Here is a 19,222-nt window from a genome sequence, read left to right on the forward strand (position 1 = left end):
AGTTCGGCCTCCCGTCAAGCCCGCAACGCCTCAGGCGCCCGGAGCGGGCGGCGGGGTCAGGAGATAGCCGAGGCCGCGGACGGTCTGGATGATGTCGACGTCGAGCTTCTTGCGAATGCGGCCGACGAAGACCTCGATGGTGTTGGAGTCGCGGTCGAAGTCCTGGTCGTAGAGATGCTCGACCAGCTCGGTGCGGGAGACCACGCGTCCGGAATGGTGCATCAGGTAGGCCAGAAGCCGATATTCGTGCGAGGTCATCTTGACGGGATTGCCGGAGACGCTGACCCGGCCGGTCCTGGTGTCGAGCGTGACCGGGCCGCAGCTGAGTTCGCTCTGGGCATGTCCGGTGGAGCGGCGCAGCAGCGCGCGGATGCGCGCCAGCACCTCCTCGAGATGGAACGGCTTTGCGACATAGTCGTCGGCGCCGGCATCGAAGCCCTGGACCTTGTCGCTCCAGCGGTCGCGCGCGGTGAGGATCAGGACCGGCATGGTGCGGCCGTTGCGGCGCCAGGCCTCCAGCACCGAGATGCCGTCCTTCTTCGGCAGGCCGATGTCGAGTACGACGGCATCGTACGGCTCGTTGTCGCCGAGATAGTGCCCCTCCTCCCCGTCGAAGGCGCGGTCGACGACATAGCCGGCGTCCGTCAGCGCCTTGGTGAGCTGGCGATTGAGATCGGGGTCGTCCTCAACAACGAGCAGGCGCACGCTTCTCTCCAAAGATAGGCCGCATGAACAACAGCCTCAGATGAGCAATTCCGGCGTGAACTGAATATGAACGCGGGGAACCGGCCGCGTTACTTTTTGGTCATATACGCCCTGTCACGCGCCGACGCGACTGCGCCCGCCAGGCTGCCGGAGGAGCCGGCGGCATGGCGGGCGCAATGTGCCGCGTTACGCGGCGAGTCGGAAAGCCCGTGACGTTCGGATCCGGCCGTCAGGTCCGGAAGAATACGAACCAGATGACGGCGAGGATCAGGATCGCGAGCCCGGTCGAGATGGCGAGCAGCGCGGCCACCGACGGCCCGGGTTCGCCCTGGCGCGCCTCGGTTGCAGTTTCGACGATCTGATGCTGGTCTCGCGTGGTTGCCATGATGCCCTCAATCTCTGCGTGTCGCCTCCGATGACCGCGACCGCCTCACGGCCCTGTGTCCTGAGGCAACGCCCGATCCGATACGATGTTCCGGCTTTTGCCGCGGGCTCGGGCAGCAACCGGACGCGGGGCGGCTGGTTAACGCAGTTGCAAGATTCCGCACCGCGCCGTGTTTGATTCGGTGTTCCCCGATGGTATCCTCATAAGTCTGTCCCCGTTGCGTTTGGAGTAGCCCATGGCCCCCCGCGCCAATTGGAAGGGTTTTTTGCGTTTGTCGCTCGTGACCTGCCCGGTCGCGCTCTATCCGGCCACTTCGGATACCGAGAAGGTCTCCTTCAACCAGATCAACCGCAAGACCGGCCACCGGATCAAGTACCTCAAGGTCGACGCCGAGACCGGTGACGAGGTGACCTCCGAGGACATCGTCAAGGGCTACAAGGTCGACACCGACACCTATATCGAGGTCACCAAGGACGAGCTCGACGAGATCGCGCTCGACTCGACGCACACGATCGAGATCGACGAATTCGTGCCGAAGGCCGACATCGACAACCGCTATCTGATCCGCCCCTATTATCTCGTGCCGGACGGCAAGGTCGGCCACGACGCCTTTGCGGTGATCCGCGAGACCATCCGCAGCATGGACAAGGTCGCGATCGGCCGCGTGGTGCTGACCAACCGCGAGCACATCATCGCACTGGAGCCGCTCGAGAGCGGCCTGATGGGCACGCTGCTGCGCTACCCCTACGAGGTCCGCAGCGAGAAGGAATATTTCGACGACATCCAGGACGTGAAGCTGACGAAGGACATGCTCGACCTTGCAAAACACATCGTCGAGAAGAAGTCCGGAGCGTTCGAGCCCGAGCTGTTCGAGGACCACTACGAGGCCGCGCTGATTGATCTCATCAACAAGAAGCGCTCGGGCGCCCCGATCGCGGCCAAGGCGGCGCCGAAGACGGGCGGCAACGTCATCAACCTGATGGACGCTCTGAAGAAGAGCCTCGCGAGCGAGAAGGACGCAGCTCCGATCGCGAAGGTCGTCAAGGAGACCGTCAAGGGCAAGAAGCCGAAGAAGCGCGTCGAAGGCCAGCGCGAGATGCTGCTGCCGATCGCCGGCAAGGGCGGCAAGGAAGCTGCGGCGAAAACGGCCCCCAAGGAAGCCTCGAAGAAGGCCGACAAGCCGGTGCGCGCGCCGGCGCGGGCGAAGAAGGCCGGTTAGCGGCACGCAGCTTACGATCGCGCCGTGATGTCTCCCCTCGCCCGTCGGCCGGCCTGACATGCCCTGGTCGGCGGCGTTCGACGATCCGATCTCGCTGCGCAACGGGCGCAAGCTGCGGACGCTGCAACAGGCGGCCGATCACATCATGCAGCTGCCCGAGGACGCGCAGCACGCGAGCCACTGGCAGACCGCGATCGAGACCCTGATCCACGCGGCCGAGACGGGCGGCGGCTGGACGATGTTCGCCCGCATCGCGATGTTGCGGGCGCTGAACGCGGACGTCAGTCGCAAGTAAGCTCCACCTGGCGCGGTGGCGCTTGCAGCATTCGCCCTCCCTCGCGCCGCCGAGACATAGCCTCAACAATCGGTTGAGCGGCGCCATTGCTTTCAGCGCCCTCCGGCGAGGCACCAAGTAATCCTACGGAAGACAAAATTAACCCTCGATTCCCATTGCGCACCACAAGGTCGCGCGGTCGATTGAACCAGGGTTTGCACGCGGTGCAGCAGCAGGACGCCAGAAAGAACTACATCGGCCTCGTGAACGACACGAGCGAGGACAAGCGCCTTGCAGACAGCGCGGCGCGGTCACAGCCGCGCGTCATGAGCTATCTGGTCGGACGCCTCGCAGCGGCGCTGAGACGCCCTGGCAAGGCCACCCCCGGACGCGCGATCAAGTCCTGAAAGCAACGACGCCGTCAAATCCACCCGAGTTGGGTGACGAAACCTTAAGTCAATGAATGCCAGCATATAAGGCCTGAGGTCGGGACCGCCCCGCCAGCACTTTGACGCGCGCCCTGCGAAATTTAGTGAATCAATTTACCATTCCGAAAACGGCGCCAGCCTACGTTGGACGGATGAACGGGAGTTGACGATGGCATTGCTCAAGTCCTTTCTTGCCGATGAAAGTGCAGCCACCGCTATCGAGTATTGCCTGATTGCCGCCGGCATCGCGCTCGTGATCGTCACGGTCGTGAACAACACGGGCAGCGCGCTCCTGAACAACAAGTTCAACTCGATCGACGCGGCCACGAAGTAGGCCGCATGCCCCGGCCCGAAGTCACCTTCTGATATCGGCGAGACCGTGCCGGCACGCAAGGCCTGCCGGCGTGACAGACCATGATCTGGGTCAACAGCACCAGGGCGGCGACGGCTAAGCATGGAGGCTGAGCTTCCTCTCTGCCGGCCCGTCCATGCACCCAGACCTCCCCCACTCCCAACTGAAGATCCGCCGCGTTCGCCTCGATACCGGCCGCGAGAACGTCGTCGTCATCTCCAGGCAATCGAAGGCGCTGCGCGCAGAGATCTTTCGCGGCTTCAGCCGCGTCGAGCTCCGTCTCAACGGCAAGGTGCTGCTGGCGACGCTGCTGATCACTGACGACGACACTTTGGCCGCCCAGGACGAGATCGGCCTCTCCGAGCCCGCATTCCGCCGTTTCGCCGAACCGGTCGGCACGCTGGTCGCGGTGACGCCCGCCACGCCACCGGAGAGCCTTGAAGCGGTGCGTGCGAAGATCCGCGGGCGAACCTTGAGCCAGGCGGAGATCGGCGCGATCATCAACGACCTCGCGCATTATCGCTACTCCGACATGGAGATCGCCGCCTTCCTGATCGGTTCGGCGAGCTTCATCACCAGCGACGAGCTCCTGGCCCTCACCGGGGCGATGGCCCAGGCCGGCACCCAACTGGTGTGGCCGGACCCTGTGGTCGTCGACAAGCACTGCATCGGCGGCATTCCCGGCAATCGCACCTCGATGGTGGTGGTGCCGATCGTCGCCGCGCACGGCCTGCCGATCCCCAAGACCTCCTCGCGCGCCATCACCTCGCCCGCCGGCACCGCCGACACGATGGAGGTTCTGGCGCGGGTGAATGTCGGGGTCGAGGAGATGAAGGCGATCGTCTCGTCCTGTAACGGCTGCCTGATCTGGGGCGGCCACGTGAACCTGTCGCCGGCCGACGACGTCCTGATCTCGGTCGAGCGACCGCTGAGCCTCGATACTCGCGAGCAGATGGTCGCCTCCATCATGTCCAAGAAGATCGCGGCGGGCTCGACGCATCTGCTGATCGACATTCCGGTCGGGCCGACCGCGAAGGTCACCGGCGCCGTCGAGGCGATGCGGCTGCGAAAGCTGTTCGAATTCGTCGGCGACCGGTTCGGCCGCACGGTCGAAGTGATCACGACCGACGGCCGCCAGCCGATCGGCAACGGCATCGGGCCGGTGCTCGAGGCCAACGACGTGATGGCGGTGCTCGGTAACGATAAGGATGCCCCGCGCGACCTGCGCGAGAAATCACTGCGGCTCGCCGCCCATCTCTTGGAATACGATCCGAAGCTGCGCGGCGGCGCCGGCTACGCACGGGCGCGCGAATTGCTCGACAGCGGCGCGGCGCTGAAGCAGATGCAGAAGATCATCGACGCCCAGGGCCCGTCGACATGCAGCACCGAACTGGGATCGCTCAGCTTCGACGTCAAGGCGGCGCATGACGGCACGGTGTCCGCGATCGACTGTCTGCGGTTGAACCGGCTCGCCCGCACCGCCGGCGCGCCGCTCGACAAGGGCGCCGGCATCCGCCTGTTCAAGAAGATCGGCGACCACGTCGAGCAGGGCGAGCCGCTCTACCGCGTCTACGCCTTCGATCAGCCGGAGCATGATCTCGCAGCCTCCGCCGCAGCAGCAGGGAACGGCTACGCCGTCGATGGTCACGACGCGCTCCCGGGCAAGACGGCGTCGTGAGCATGATCGCGTTCCAGACCCTGCCGTTCGGCACCGAGGCGGCGAAGCGTCTCGCGGCGCGGCTTGGGCTTGCCTGCGACGAGATGACCCTGCACCGCTTCCCGGACGGCGAGCTGCGCGTCACGGTCGCGCCCGCAGCCGACACCACCATCCTCTATGCCGCGCTCGATCAACCCAACGACAAGCTGATCGCCCTGCTGTTCGCCGCAGAGGCGCTGCGTCGCGGCGGCGCAAAGCGGCTGGTCCTGGTCGCGCCCTATCTGTGCTACATGCGGCAGGACATTGCGTTTCATGCGGGCGAGGCCATCAGCCAGCGCGCCATGGGCACTCTGCTTGCGACGATCGTCGACCGCGTCGTCACCGTGGATGCGCACCTGCACCGCACCCCCGACATCGCCGCCGTGTTTCCCGGCATCGAGGCCGAGAACCTGTCCGCGATGCCCGCGATTGCGAACGCGCTTGTCGCGGCCGGCATCGATCCCGCGACCGTCGTGATCGGCCCCGACGCCGAATCCGAGCCCTGGGTGAGAGACCTCGCGGGACGGCTGGACTTGCAGCACACGGTTGCGCGAAAGCACCGGCGCGGCGATCGCTCCGTTGAGATCGATTTTGCCGACGCCGCCCTGCTCGCGGGACGGCCGGCGCTGATGGTCGACGACATCGTGTCCTCCGGGACGACGCTGATGGTCGCGGCGAAGACATTGCGAGCGATGGGCGCAAGCGCTGTCGATTCGGTCGTGACGCACGCGCTGTTTCCACCCGCGATGAGCGCGGCATTCGCCGACGCAGGCATCCGCTCCATTCGCTCGAGCGACAGCGTGCCACATCCGACCAACGCGATCGCACTCGACGAAATTCTGGCCGCGGCTCTCAAGCGCGAGCTCAACCCGACACTTCCGCCGGAGACGACGACATGAGCGTGACTGTTCGATTCTGCGGCGCCGCCCGCACCGTGACCGGCTCGAGCTACCTGTTCCAGACCGCGACCGGGCGCTTCCTGGTCGACTGCGGCCTGTTCCAGGGACAGAAGACGCTCAAGGCACTCAATTACGGCGCCTTTCCCTTCCGCCCCGCCGACATCCAGGCGGTGCTGCTCACGCACGCCCATATCGACCACAGCGGGCTGCTGCCGAAACTCGTGCGCGAGGGTTTTGACGGACCGATCCTGGCGACGCGCGGCACCATCGACCTCTGCTCCTGGATGCTGCCGGACGCCGGCAGCATCCAGGAGTCCGAAGTCACACAGCTCAACCGGCGCAACGCGGCGCGCCGACGGAAGGAGGTCGTACCGATCTACACGCAGGCCGACGCAACCGCATCGCTGCAATCGTTCCGCCCGGTCGACTATGAGCGCTGGACCGACGTGATGCCCGGCGTTCGCGCGCGCTACTGGAACGCCGGCCACCTGCTCGGCTCCGCCTCGATCGAGCTGGAATTCGGCCAGGACGGCCGGGAACGCCCGTTGCGCGTCCTGCTCTCGGGCGACGTCGGGCCGGAAGCTAAACTGCTCCAGCCCGATCCCGAGGCGCCGGTGGACCTCGACTACGTCATCTGCGAATCCACCTATGGCGACCGCGTGCGCCCCGTCACCACGCCCGAGCAGCGCCGGCAGCATCTCGCAAGCGAGATCCGCGATGCCGCCGCGGCCAAGGGTGCCCTGCTCATCCCCGCCTTCGCGGTCGAGCGGACCCAGGAGCTCATCGTCGACATCGTCCACCTGATGGAGCGCGGCGAAGTTCCGGCAGCGCCGATCTTTCTGGATTCCCCGCTCGCGATCCATGCCACCGAAGTCTTCCGCGAGCATGCCGCGAGCCTCGATCCCGGCGTCGACGTCGACCGCCTGCTCAACTCGCCGCATCTCAAATTCACCGAGACGGTTGCCGAGAGCAAGGCGATCATGCGCCTGACCGGCTTTCACATCATCATCGCCGCCAGCGGAATGTGCGACGCGGGCCGCATCCGCCATCACCTCAAGCGCTGGCTGTGGAACGAGCGCGCGACTGTGCTCCTCTCCGGCTTCCAGGCGCATGGCACGCTCGGCCGCTTCCTCCAGGACGGCGCCACGGCCGTGCGGATCCAGGGCGACGAGATCAGGGTCGCTGCGCGCATCCGGATGATCGACGAATATTCCGGACATGCCGACGCCGCCGGCATCGCCGGCTGGATCGCGGCACGCCGCCCGATCGCCCGCGGCCTGTTCCTCACCCACGGCGAGCAGGATGCAATCGCCGGGCTTGCCGAACGGCTGGGCGAACGCATTGTCCCGGCCGCAAAGATCTATCAGCCGGTGCTCGACGACATCTACGAGCTCGAGGCGCCCGAGCCGCGCGTGCTCGACGTCGACCATCGCCGCCGGCTGGCGCCCGAGGCCGTCACGCATCTCGACTGGCACAACGAAATGTCGGAGCTGATGCTCGACATCAGCGACAAGGTCGCAGCCGCCGCCGACGACCGCGCCCGCGGCGTCATCATCCGCAGGCTGCGGCGCGCGCTGCAGGAGAATGAGTAGAGCGACGCGGAATGTCGCCCTTGTCGGAAAGGGGCTAAAACGCGCGCGAATACAACGCGCGAGCCGTTTCCATTCGTCCACTCGCGGTGAGGGCACGTTGCATCGTGACCCAGCTCAGGAGTGCGATCGCCAGACCCGCGGCCACATCGGAAAAGTAATGGCTTCCATCCACCGGCGTGGCCGCAATCATCGCAACATTGAGCAGCACGGCGATCCAACCCACATATCTGACCGGCCAAAGCGCCAACAGGAAGAGAAGTCCAAGCGCGGCGTGCAAGCTCGGAAAGCTGATGATCCCTTCGGCGCCTTCCGCAACCAGATGGCGGAAGGTCCCGTCCCGCAACCCAAAGAATACGGGAAGCGGCAGATCTCGCGTCATCGGCACGATGGCAGGAGAATCGACTGCTGACAGATGCAGATGCCCCCAAACACCCTGCGCCGGCATGAAAGCGGAAACGCCGATGGTCAGAAGCGTCGTCAGAACGAAGCTCAGCATGAAGATGCGCAATCGCAGGGCATGGCCCGCCGCGGCCAATACGAGGACCACGGCCGTCGTTTGCACGGCAAAGCTCGCATACGCACCCGCCAGGATCCTATGCAGAAGCGGCGCAGCATTCATCGCCGCAAGCCACGCCATCCAGTCAAAGCCAAGCCGCTGGTCCAGTACGGCGAACTCGCTGTCCCATAGCGGAAATGCCGCGCTTGCCGCGACGTATGACAGCGGAGCTCCCACCGCCGCAAATGCGACGACCTGGGCGGCGCTGACCAGCGCGTCGGCGAGAGCCGCGTCCCTTCTGATGGTCGCATAGAACCAGCTCATCAATACGAGCAGGCCGGCAACGAGGGCGGGTTTCCAGAATGAAAGCCATTCCATCTGAAACGGCCCAAGCGTCGACGCGATCAACACAGCGCCGGCCGAGGCCCCGATCGCGATCCAGACGACACGATCGGCACGCTTCAATTGGACAAGGTGGATATCTGGCAGACTCAGCCTGTCTGGCATGGGGGCATCCGATCGCCGGCCTGGTCACCACGGCCCTGTCGCCACGCTAGCGAGGCAAAATTGAGCCTGCGTTAACGCAACAACACGAACACGGCGGAATTTCCTTTTCATTAGTGCTGTGCCGACGGCAACGGCACCCTACTGCCGCGTGACGTTTGATCTTTACGATGTTCGCGTTATGGCGTTGTGTCGTGCAATTGCACCTTTGCAGAGCGTAGGCTCGAACTCCAGCGGCCCGATCACATGGCTTCTTCCGACAGGCCGACCTTGACGATCCGGGCTCGTCTTGGCTCGGACCGATCGGTGACGATCACCGTTCTTGGAATGCTCGCCGCCGTCTCGTTTCTTCCGGTGCTGCTGACCCCTATTCCCGCGATGGTCGATTATCCCAATCACCTCGCCCGCATGTATATTTTGAGCCAGAGCGGCACTCCGTACGCCAATCCGCATTACGAGGTGGCCTGGGCATTCTATCCCAACCTTGGAATGGACCTGCTGGTCCCGCAGATGGCGCGACTGATGAGCGTCGAGAGCGCCACGCGGCTGTTCCTGCTCATTAGCCAATTGTTGATCGTCGGGGGCGCGCTTCTGCTCGAATGGGCCCGCAAGGGACGCGTCCATCTCGCCGGCTTTGCGGCGCTCGCTTTCCTCTACTGTCTGCCGTTCAGCTGGGGCTTCGTCAATTTCGAGTTCGGACTGGGCCTCGCCCTCTGCGGCATCGCCGTCTATCTGATGCTGGCAGAAGGCCCATGGCCAGCGCGCTTCGCCGTCAACGCGATCTTCGTCGCTGCGCTGTATGCGGCGCATTTCTTCTCCCTCGGCATCTACGGCGCGACGCTGGGCCTCTTCGAGCTCTGGCGCATCCGCCACCAGGGAATATCGTACCGGGTCGCGGCCGCGCGGCTTGGCGCGTTGGCCATACCGGCGCTCGTCCTGTTCGCCATCATGCATATGACTGCAGGCTCGATCGGAAGCGAAGGCACGAGCTGGTTCCTCGGATTCAAGCCGATCTGGCCGTTGCGCATCATGAACGGCTACAGCTTGACGGTATCGGCAGTGACCGGACTGGCGCTGATGATCTCGCTGCTTTTCGCCGCAAGACGCGGCGTCCTCAAGCTCGAGCCAGCCGGAATCTGGCTCGCGATCGGCTTTGCGGTCTTGTACCTCGTCATTCCCTCGAAGCTGTTCGGAACCTCGTTTGTGGACATCCGCGTGATTCCCGCCGCGGCCCTGATCCTGCCGGCCTTCTGCTCGCTGTCGCTGCCCAGCCGTGCCTGGGGAATGGCTGCGCTCGCTGTGATCAGCGGAATTACCCTGATCAATCTCGCCGTGGTCCTCGCGGTGTGGCTGCCTTATCGCGCCGACTATGCGGCTATCGTCGCGTCATTCCACAAGATCGATCGCGGCTCACGCGTCCTCATTGGCAGCACGGGCGACGCTGGAGACCCGCCCTTCGCCGACCTCACGTCCTATCCAATGTTCTATGCGCCGACGCTGGCCGTGCACTATGCCAACGCCTTCGTGCCCAATTTATTCACGGAAGCGGGCAAGCAGCCGGTGCGGGCACGCGAGGCCGTGCGCCGTCTTGCCATTCCCTACGGAGGGCCGGTGCCGTCAGGCCTGCTAGCGGCAATTGCGACAGGCCGGCCGCCGGCGGACGCTCCGCCGTTCGTCCGGACCTGGTACCAGGATTTCGACTATCTCTATTTGCTTGGACCGCACGCCCCCAACCCGCTGCCGGATCTGCTGGACGAGCTGGACGCTTCGGAACGATTTGTCCTCTACAAGATCCGCCGCAGGTCGTAGCGCGACGCCGCGGCTGCACGGTGTGGTTAACGGGACATCACCACCCGCTCCCGCCGGCCCCCCAGCCGCCCGCGGGCGTCCGCATCGCCCGGGAGCCCTAGATCCTTAACAGTTGCGGCAAGGCCACCTTAACCACCCACGGATTAGGCTTCCGCCCCTGCAACCGAGTTGGACCCTCTCGCATGGCGGCCAGTTTCAAATCGATCCGCTACAGCCTCGTCATCCCCGTGTTCAACGAGGAAGCCGTGCTGCCGATCCTGCTGCGCCGGCTCGACCTGGTCTTGTCCCGGCTCGACGGGCCCGCAGAGGCGATCTTCGTCGACGACGGCAGCAGCGATTCCAGCTCTATCGTGCTACGGGCGCTCGCCACGCGCGACCCGCGCTTCCGCTATATCGGCTTGTCGCGAAATTTCGGTCATCAGGTCGCCATCACCGCCGGCATGGACGCCGCGCAAGGTGAAGCGATCATCGTCATGGATGCCGATTTGCAGGATCCTCCCGAAGTGATCGAGCAATTGATCGCAAAATGGAAGGAAGGCAACGACATCGTCCACGCCCGCCGCCTGTCGCGCGACGGCGAAAGCCGATTCAAGCGTGCGACCGCACATCTCTTCTACCGGCTTCTCGGCAGGATGTCCTCTGTCGGCATCCCCGCCGATGTCGGCGACTTCCGCCTGATCGACCGCAAGGTGCTCGACGCACTTCGGCAGATGCCGGAGCAGGACCGCTTCGTCCGCGGCATGATCGCCTGGCTCGGCTTCCGGCAGGCCGAGGTCACCTTCCATCGTCTCGAGCGCGCGGCGGGCGAAACCAAATACCCGCTGTTCAAGATGGTGCGGCTCGCGATGAACGCCGCGCTTGGCTTTTCGGATCTGCCCTTGCGGCTTGCCATCTGGTGCGGATTGACGGTCTCCGGACTCGCACTCCTCTACGGCGGCTGGGTAATCCTGTTGTGGCTCAGCAAGGATAGTCATCTCGTGACCGGCTGGTCCTCGACGATCGTCGTCGTGTCCCTGCTGTGCGGAATCAACATGCTGATGACGGGCATCGTGGGGCTTTATGTCGGCCGCATCCATGCCGAGGTGAAACGCCGCCCGCTCTACGTGGTGCAGACGCGCGCCGGCTTCGATCGCAGCGAGGCGCCGGCCGCGGCACCCGCGATCCACGCCGTCAACGAGTGACCCGGCGCATGACCGAGCTCTTCGACAGCTATCACGACAACTATCGTGACGTGGTCCAATCATCGATCGACTTTTCGGGCTTGCCGCATCATTTCTTCATGCGCGCCAAGGCCGATCTCCTGCGCGATCTGATCGCGGAGCGGCTCGACGCAGAGCGGCCCGAAATGCTGGACGTCGGCTGCGGCGTCGGCAGCCTTCATCCCCTGCTGCACGGCATGGTCGGCCGCTTGAGCGGTATCGACGTGTCTTCGGCCAGCCTGGCGCAGGCTCGCGCCGACAACCGCGGGGTCGACTACCGTGAGTTCGACGGCCGCAGCTTTCCTTTCGACGACGCCAGCTTTGATCTGGTCACGGCCGTCTGCGTGATGCACCATGTCGTGCCGGCCGAATGGGCGCAGTTCATCGCCGAGATGCGGCGAGTGACGCGCCCCGGCGGGCTCGTCTGCGTGATCGAGCACAATCCGTACAACCCGCTGACACGCCTTGCCGTTGCGCGCTGCGAGTTCGACCGGGACGCTGTCCTGCTCAGCGCCGGCACGACCCGAAAGTTGATGGCTGCGGACGGTCTACGCGAGATCGGCTCGCGCCATTTCCTGCTGCTCCCCTGGGACACCAAACCGGCACGGCGCGTGGAAGGTGCCTTGAGCGGCGTGTCGCTCGGGGGCCAATACGCGGCCTTCGGGACCGCTTGACTTATCTCAGCGGCGCATCTCGCCGCTTGTGCACGACCGCCACATCGTCGCTGTAGACGCGCTGCCACTGGGGCAGCCGGTCGAGCATCGCGACCGCCGGCGTCCGCGGTGCGAGCAGCGTGGCGCCGATCTTGTATTCATCGAGCAACTTGAGAAAATCTCCGAGGTCGACCAGCGCTACGGCGCGGTTGTAGCGGTCGATGAACGGTCCCCCGTACAGTTCGCCGCGACCATCGATAAAGGTGGGAATGCCGGCGAAGATCAAATAGCCGCCGAAGGAATAATCGTTGAGCACGGGCCCCGCCCTGGCGAGGTCGGCCTGAGCGATAGCAGCCTGAGGGGTGATGATCGGAGCCGGCCGGATGTCACGCGCCAGGGCCGCCCCGCTCACCGCGATCAACCCGGCGAACGCGGCCAGAGTCAGGCCGCGTGACGAGCCGGCCGCATCGTCGCCGGTCGGTCCGCCGAACTTCCGACCCAGCGGAGCCGCGAGGTAAAGCGGCGCCAGCATGGCCAGCAGATCCGCATTGCGTATCTGGGCCAAAGCGAAATGGAGCAGGCCGATCACCACCAGGGCCCGCACGAGCGGCAGCGTCACGCCGCGCGAGAGCGCAAAGATGCCGGCCAGCAGCAGCAGTTCGAAGCCGCCGATGCGGCTGAAATCCTGCGGCCGCCATTCCGAGATCCAGGCGAGCGCGGGGCCGAGGCCGAGTGTCGTCAGCGGCATCAGCAGCGGTTCTGGCCCGTAGGGCGTCAGGCAGGACGCAGCGAGCGCGAGCGCCGCGAATGGGAGCCATCGCAACAGCACGTGCGACCATCCGCTTCGCCCCTCACGCAGCAGCGCCTCGAGCACCGCCGGGCCGATCAGCCCAAGCGCCAGCACCACGCTGCCGTGCAGATTGGCCCACAGGACCAGCAGCGGCAGGGCCCAGTAGGGCGGAGGCCCCCCACGATCCATACAGCGCACCAGGGCAGCGGCCCAAGTCACCATCACCGGCAGCACGAGGACGTGTGGCCGCGCCAGCATATGCGGCGCCGACAGGATGACGGCCGCGATCACCATGAGCAGCGTCAGGGTTGGCGAGAGCTCGCGCAGCAGGAAGAACGTCAGCAGGCCAAAGGCGAGCGCGATCGCCGCGGCGGCGACGACGACGACGCCCGGCCAGCCGGACAGCGCGTAGACTCCGGCGTAGACCATCTCCGAGAGCCATTCGAAGGTGATCCAGGGCGCGCCGTGCATCGAAAAGGAGAAAGGGTCGCTCGCCGGCAGGGCGCCATGCGCCATGATCCAGCGCCCGACCTCGATGTGAGAATAGCTGTCGGGATCATTGAGCAGCCGCTGTCCGAGGATCAGCACCGTGGCATAGACGCCAAGGCTCACCAGCCAGGGGAGCGCCGCACGCGCCGAAAACGGTTGAACCTCGCTGTGCACGACCTGCTCACTCATGGCGAGCGCAACTTAAGGCCCAAGCGTTAAATTCTTCTTTGGTGCTCACCGCGCCTGGTCCAGCGCAGGGCGGGCAGGTTACGGTTTGTGAACCATGTTCTTGACGCTGGGCGGACGCATCCTACCGGCCGCGAAGATCCATCAGCCGGTAATGCGGCGGCTCTCCGGAAAATCAAGCTGTTCTCAAGACAAACAAAAGCCCTCCCGAAGGATTCCACCAAGCTGGAACTTGCATCTCGGCCTACAGCCGTCGTCCGTTCACCCCGGTGGCATCGCAAAACGCGTCATGATCCTGCCATACGGTCCGTTCCGACGATGACGCGAGCGAGAAGCGCACATGGCTGTCACAGCAAACTTTTCCGCCGGAATTCTCACCACCTTTGGCAACGGCCAGAACAACACAATCGCGTTGGGCCGCAATGCGGCCGGAACGATCGTTGTCAACGGCGGCGCGGTCGCGATCAAAGGCGGACCCGCGACGGTCGCCAACACCAAGTTGATACAGGCCTTCGGCCAAGACGGCAACGACACCATCACGATCGACGAGAGCAACGGCGCGATGCCTGCGGCGAATCTGTTCGGTGGCGCCGGCAACGATACGCTGACCGGCGGGTCCGGCGGCGACATGCTGTTCGGGCAGTCCGGCAACGACACGCTGCTCGGCAAAGGCGGCAACGATCTGTTGTTCGGCGGCGCCGGCAATGACGTGCTGATCGGCGGCGACGGCAACGACCAGATGTTCGGTGAGGCCGGCAACGACCGCATGATCTGGAATCCCGGCGACGACAGCGACCTGATGGAAGGCGGCGAAGGCATCGACACGGCCGAGGTGAACGGCGGCAACGGCAGCGAGACCTTCGCCATCACGGCCAACGGCACGCGCGTGCGCTTCGACCGCGTCGACCCCGCGCCGTTCTCGCTGGACATCGGCACCACAGAAAACCTCGTAGTCCATGCCAATGGCGGCGACGATGTCATCACCGCCAGCGGCAATCTCGCCGCGCTCATCAATCTGACGATCGACGGCGGCGCCGGCAATGACACGATCCTCGGCGGCAACGGTGCCGACTACCTGCTGGGCGGCGACGGCAACGATTTCATCGACGGCAACCAGGGCAACGACACCGCTATGCTCGGCGCCGGCAACGATACCTTCCAGTGGGACCCGGGCGACGGCAGCGACAAGGTCGAAGGACAGGCCGGAGTCGACACCCTGTTGTTCAATGGTTCGAACATCGGCGAGAACATCGTTGTTTCCGCTGGAAATGACGGACGCACGCTGCTGACCCGCGATGTCGGCAACATCACGATGGACCTGAACGGCATCGAGACCATCACGATCAATGCGCGCGGCGGCAGCGACAACATCGTTGTCAACAATCTCGCGGGAACCGATGTCAAACAGGTCAATGTCGATCTCGGATCGACCGGGACCGGGGACGGCGCGGCCGATACGGTGACGCTCGACGGCACGAGCGCAGCCGATACGATCCAGGTGTCCGGCTCGGGCACGTCAATTTCGGTCACAGGATTGCCCGCCGCTCTCGCCATTACCAACGCGGAAGGCGCAAACGACGCGCTCGTCATCGACGGCCTCGGCGGCAACGACACGATCTCGGCGGCGACGCTTGCCGCGGGGGTCGTGCACCTGACGATCGACGGCGGCGCCGGCAACGATACGATCGTTGGCAGCGCCGGCAACGACACACTGATCGGCGGCGACGGCAATGATTCCGTCGTCGGCGGCCGCGGCGACGACCTCGTGCAGCTCGGCGCCGGCCGCGACGTGTTCCAGTGGAATCCGGGCGATGGCAGCGACACCATCGAAGGCGGCGCCGGTGTCGACACGCTGCAGTTCTCCGGTGCCAACATCGCCGAGAACCTCACCATAACGGCGAACGGCGATCACGCCCTGCTCACGCGCGACGTCGGCAACATCACGATGGACCTGCACGGGGTCGAGCACGTCGATATCCACGCGCTGGGCGGCGCCGACCATGTCGTGGTGGGCGACCTGACCGGGACGGATGTGACGCGGGTGAACATCGACCTCGGCGGTTCGGCCGGAACGCCGGACGGCGCCATCGACACCGTCACGGTCGATGCGACCCAGGGTGCCGACACGTTCGGCGTCGCAGGCAATGCCGGCGGCGTGACGGTCTTCGGCCTCCACGCGGCCACCAACCTGGCCTCCATGGACGCAACCGATCAACTGACACTCAATGGCCTCGGCGGCGACGACGTGATCGATGCGAGCGGGCTTGCGGCCGGCGTGCTGCAACTCACGATCAACGGCGGACTTGGCAACGACACCATCCGTGGCAGTCAGGGCGACGACTTGATCAATGGCGGCGACGGAAACGACGTCGCGCTGATGGGTGCGGGCAACGACACCTTCGTCTGGAATCCAGGCGACGACAACGACACGATCGAGGGCCAGGGCGGCACCGACACGCTGCTGTTCAACGGCGCCAACATCGCCGAAACCATCAACATCTTCGCGAATGGAGGGCGTGCCGAGCTGACGCGGGACGTCGCCTCGATCACGATGGACACGCACGGCGTCGAGACGATCGCGTTCAATGCCCGCGGCGGCGCCGACACGATCAATGTCGGCGACATGAGCGGCACCGACGTGACGGAGGTCAAGATCGATCTGGGCGGCGTTCCCGGCACCCCTGGCGGCGACGGCGCGGCCGACAAGATCGTGATCAACGGCACGGGCGGGGACGACGTCATCTCGCTTTCGCTCAACAGCAATGGCGCGCTGGTGATTGACGGTCTCGCAAGCCAGATCGTGATCGAGAACTTCGACTTCAACGACACCATCACCATCAACGGCCTCGGCGGCGACGACGTGATCGAGGCGTCGGGCGTCGGCCCCGGCGGGCCGCACCTCATTTTCGACGGCGGCGCCGGCGACGACCTGCTCCTCGGCAGCGCGGGCAACGATACGCTGCTTGGCGGGCTCGGCGACGACGTGCTGATCGGCGGCGGCGGCGTCGACGTGCTGGACGGAGGGCCCGGCGACAACGTCGTGATCCAGTCGTTGCTCGCCCATGCGAGCTTCCACGCCGGCACGCTGATCTGAGGCCGACGATCGCGGTCGCCCGGCGATCGTGTGTTTTGCCTGTCGGGCGCAGCCCGGATGGCGCGGAAGGCAATCGCGGGCCCGCGAATCGATGCGGTCGTGTCCCGGATTGGGCCGCTCACCATCTGGGCTACGGCGCTTTGACGGCCATGTGAGTCCTGATACTCTGCACGCCGTCGTGGCTCGGCGGGCCATGCCATCGATCGTTGAACCAGAGCTGCCGAGAGGATGCGAATGAGAAGCGTGACGCTCTTGGCTCTCGGCCTCATGCTTGTCGGCGCATGGTCGTACGACAGCGCGAGAGGCCAGACTTCGGTCGCGCCGCCGGTTTCGCTTGCTCCACCCAAGGAATCGCCGCCGCGGGCGAGCGCCAAGAATTCCCCGGCAGCGTCCGACAGGGTATCGTCGACACCAGCGACTGGCGGCGTCCCACAACCGCCGAATCCTGCCGCCGACTATGACGGCTTTAGCGCCGTCGACGACAACGACACTCCGGAGCAAACGACGCGAGCCACGACGTCGCGCGCGGCAAAGGGTTCCAAGCCCAATCCGGATACGGCGCAGCAATCGATCGATCAAGAAGATGAGGCGTTAAAACGTAGGCTGACGATCTGCAAAAGCTGCAAGTAGGAGGCCGCGGCACCGAAGCGCTGATGCAATGGCCTTGCGGGTCCGTGCGGCTGGACGCCGGCGCTGCATACCTGACCTACCGCCTCCTTCGCACCCCCGCGCTTTACCCTTCCCCAAATTCCTGATCCTCTCTCCCTCAATCGGCCGGAGCAACCGGCCTCGCCAGGGAGAGAGACGCCATGAAGCTCGGCACCGCCATTGCGGAAATCATGAGGCGCGAGGGCATCGAGATCCTCTGCGGCTATCCGGTCAACCATCTGATCGAGCATGCGGCGATGGCCGAGATCCGTCCCGTGATGGTGCGGCAGGAGCGCGTCGGCATCCACATGGCGGACGCGATCTCGCGGGTGACGTCGGGACGCACGATCGGCGCGTTCTGCATGCAGCATGGGCCGGGCGCGGAAAATGCAATGGGCGGAGTCGCGCAGTGCTTTGGCGAATCCGTGCCCGTGCTGGTGCTGCCGATGGGCTATCCGCGCCGGCTGGCGCACGTCGAGCCGAACTTCAATTCCAGCGAGGCGATGAAGCCGTTCGCGAAGTCCTCGGAGCCGATCATCCTCGCGGCGGAAGTCGCCAACATCTTCCGCCGCGCCTTCACGAAGCTCAAGAACGGCCGCGGCGGACCCGTCATCGTCGAAATCCCCTCGGACATGTGGAACGAGGAGGTCCCGGAGCCGCTGAACTACACGCCGGTGCTGCGCACCCGCTACGGCGCCGATCCCGTGCATGTGAAGGAAGCGGCCGCCCTGCTCGTCAACGCCAAACGGCCGGTGATCTATGCCGGCCAGGGCGTGCACTATGCGCAGGCGTGGCCGCAACTGAAACGGCTCGCCGAGCGGCTCGCCATTCCCGTAACCACCAGCTTGGGAGGCAAGTCGTCGTTTCCGGAGACACATCCGCTCTCGCTCGGCTCCGGCGGTCTTGCGGTGCCGCGCGCGGTTCCGAAGTTCCTCAGCGAGGCCGACGTCATCTTCGGCATCGGCTGCTCCTTCACCGAGACCAGTTTTGGCGTCGCGATGCCGAAGGGCAAGACCATCATCCATTCCACGCTCGATCCGAACCATCTCAACAAGGATGTCGAGGCGAAGATCGGCCTCGTCGGCGATGCCGGCCTCGTGCTCGATGCGCTGCTGGAGGAGATCGGCAAGACCGTCACGAAGGATCGCGATGCCTCGGCCGTCGCGGCGGAGATCGCCGCCTCTCACAAGGAGTGGTTGGCAAAGTGGATGCCGAAACTCACCAGCAACGACACGCCGCTGAGCCCCTATCGCGTGCTGTGGGACCTTCAGCACACCGTCGACATCAGCAACACCATCATCACGCATGATGCCGGCAGCCCGCGCGACCAGCTGTCGCCGTTCTGGAAGGCCGTGGAGCCCCTCTCCTATCTCGGCTGGGGCAAGACGACGCAGCTCGGCTACGGCCTTGGCCTCGCGATGGGCGCCAAGCTCGCAAAGCCCGACAAGCTCTGCATCAATGTCTGGGGTGATGCGGCGATCGGTTTCACCGGCATGGATTTCGAGACCGCTGTGCGCGAGCGCATCCCGATCATGTCGATCCTGCTCAACAATTTCTCCATGGCGATCGAGCTGAAGGTGATGCCGGTCTCGACCGAGAAATATCGCTCGACCGACATTTCCGGCGACTATGCCGCGATGGCGCGCGCCTTCGGCGGCTATGGCGAGCGCGTGACCAGACCAGAGGACATCATCCCGGCGATCCAGCGCGGTATCCAGAAGACAAAGGAAGGCGTGCCGGTGCTGCTGGAGTTCATCACCAGCAAGGAGACCGAGGTGTCGCGGCCGGGCACGTGAGGCAGCCC

Annotated in this window: 16 protein-coding genes and 1 pseudogene; 13 read left to right on the forward strand and 4 right to left on the reverse strand. The window is 65.1% G+C overall.

What is annotated here, in order from left to right; genetic code table 11:
* Positions 1–30: 30 nt before the first annotated feature.
* Both ACVWW6_RS36620 and ACVWW6_RS36625 read right to left on the reverse strand, forming a co-directional pair.
* Entirely contained in the window at positions 31–705 is a 675-nt protein-coding gene (locus tag ACVWW6_RS36620) for a response regulator transcription factor (RefSeq protein WP_011085905.1), read from the reverse strand.
* A gap of 229 nt (positions 706–934) precedes the next feature.
* A complete protein-coding gene (locus tag ACVWW6_RS36625) occupies positions 935–1,090 on the reverse strand; it encodes a hypothetical protein (RefSeq protein WP_165448146.1) in 156 nt (51 codons plus the stop codon).
* A 235-nt stretch (positions 1,091–1,325) separates the two neighbouring features.
* Between ACVWW6_RS36625 and ku the strand changes: the two genes are divergently transcribed.
* The 7 genes from ku (at position 1,326) to ACVWW6_RS36660 (ending at position 7,550) form a co-directional block, all read left to right on the forward strand.
* Positions 1,326–2,309 (forward strand): non-homologous end joining protein Ku, encoded by a 984-nt coding sequence (ku, locus tag ACVWW6_RS36630; protein ID WP_011085904.1) that lies wholly within the window; start codon positions 1,326–1,328, stop codon positions 2,307–2,309.
* Between the two features lie 58 nt (positions 2,310–2,367).
* Complete coding sequence (locus ACVWW6_RS36635) at positions 2,368–2,604, forward strand: hypothetical protein (RefSeq protein ID WP_028172241.1); 237 nt, start codon at positions 2,368–2,370, stop codon at positions 2,602–2,604.
* A 182-nt stretch (positions 2,605–2,786) separates the two neighbouring features.
* Entirely contained in the window at positions 2,787–2,990 is a 204-nt protein-coding gene (locus ACVWW6_RS36640; protein WP_333925903.1) for a hypothetical protein, read from the forward strand.
* Between the two features lie 190 nt (positions 2,991–3,180).
* Positions 3,181–3,345, forward strand: coding sequence for a Flp family type IVb pilin (locus ACVWW6_RS36645; protein WP_011085902.1), 165 nt, complete (start codon positions 3,181–3,183; stop codon positions 3,343–3,345).
* A 154-nt stretch (positions 3,346–3,499) separates the two neighbouring features.
* Positions 3,500–5,041 carry a thymidine phosphorylase family protein gene (locus ACVWW6_RS36650; protein ID WP_404523163.1) on the forward strand — a complete coding sequence of 514 codons (1,542 nt, stop codon included), beginning with the start codon at positions 3,500–3,502 and terminating at the stop codon, positions 5,039–5,041.
* Positions 5,038–5,958 carry a ribose-phosphate pyrophosphokinase gene (locus ACVWW6_RS36655; RefSeq protein ID WP_404523165.1) on the forward strand — a complete coding sequence of 307 codons (921 nt, stop codon included), beginning with the start codon at positions 5,038–5,040 and terminating at the stop codon, positions 5,956–5,958. The genes ACVWW6_RS36650 and ACVWW6_RS36655 overlap by 4 nt, the downstream gene beginning before the upstream one ends.
* Positions 5,955–7,550, forward strand: coding sequence for an MBL fold metallo-hydrolase (locus ACVWW6_RS36660; RefSeq protein WP_404523166.1), 1,596 nt, complete (start codon positions 5,955–5,957; stop codon positions 7,548–7,550). The genes ACVWW6_RS36655 and ACVWW6_RS36660 overlap by 4 nt, the downstream gene beginning before the upstream one ends.
* Before the next feature lie 34 nt (positions 7,551–7,584).
* Here the strand turns inward: ACVWW6_RS36660 and ACVWW6_RS36665 are convergent, their stop codons facing one another.
* Positions 7,585–8,553, reverse strand: a complete 969-nt coding sequence (locus tag ACVWW6_RS36665; RefSeq protein WP_049832421.1) for a phosphatase PAP2 family protein — start codon at positions 8,551–8,553, stop codon at positions 7,585–7,587.
* A 243-nt stretch (positions 8,554–8,796) separates the two neighbouring features.
* On the opposite strand from ACVWW6_RS36665, the gene ACVWW6_RS36670 reads away from it, so the two are divergent.
* From ACVWW6_RS36670 to ACVWW6_RS36680, 3 genes are all read left to right on the forward strand, one after another.
* Complete coding sequence (locus ACVWW6_RS36670; protein WP_456682462.1) at positions 8,797–10,359, forward strand: hypothetical protein; 1,563 nt, start codon at positions 8,797–8,799, stop codon at positions 10,357–10,359.
* A 182-nt stretch (positions 10,360–10,541) separates the two neighbouring features.
* Entirely contained in the window at positions 10,542–11,540 is a 999-nt protein-coding gene (locus ACVWW6_RS36675; RefSeq protein ID WP_028172246.1) for a glycosyltransferase family 2 protein, read from the forward strand.
* 8 nt (positions 11,541–11,548) lie between these two features.
* Positions 11,549–12,232, forward strand: a complete 684-nt coding sequence (locus tag ACVWW6_RS36680) for a class I SAM-dependent methyltransferase (RefSeq protein WP_456682463.1) — start codon at positions 11,549–11,551, stop codon at positions 12,230–12,232.
* Between the two features lies 1 nt (position 12,233).
* Here the strand turns inward: ACVWW6_RS36680 and ACVWW6_RS36685 are convergent, their stop codons facing one another.
* A complete protein-coding gene (locus ACVWW6_RS36685) occupies positions 12,234–13,679 on the reverse strand; it encodes a hypothetical protein (protein ID WP_456682464.1) in 1,446 nt (481 codons plus the stop codon).
* Between the two features lie 337 nt (positions 13,680–14,016).
* Here ACVWW6_RS36685 and ACVWW6_RS36690 point away from each other — a divergent pair, with 337 nt between their 5' ends.
* The 3 genes and pseudogenes from ACVWW6_RS36690 to ACVWW6_RS36700 all read left to right on the forward strand — a co-directional run.
* Entirely contained in the window at positions 14,017–16,770 is a 2,754-nt protein-coding gene (locus ACVWW6_RS36690) for a beta strand repeat-containing protein (protein ID WP_456682465.1), read from the forward strand.
* Between the two features lie 234 nt (positions 16,771–17,004).
* Positions 17,005–17,400 carry a hypothetical protein gene (locus ACVWW6_RS36695; protein ID WP_456682466.1) on the forward strand — a complete coding sequence of 132 codons (396 nt, stop codon included), beginning with the start codon at positions 17,005–17,007 and terminating at the stop codon, positions 17,398–17,400.
* Between the two features lie 155 nt (positions 17,401–17,555).
* Positions 17,556–19,214: pseudogene (locus ACVWW6_RS36700) on the forward strand (thiamine pyrophosphate-requiring protein); the annotation flags it as partial.
* Positions 19,215–19,222: the final 8 nt, after the last annotated feature.

Source organism: Bradyrhizobium sp. USDA 3311, from assembly GCF_054062495.1.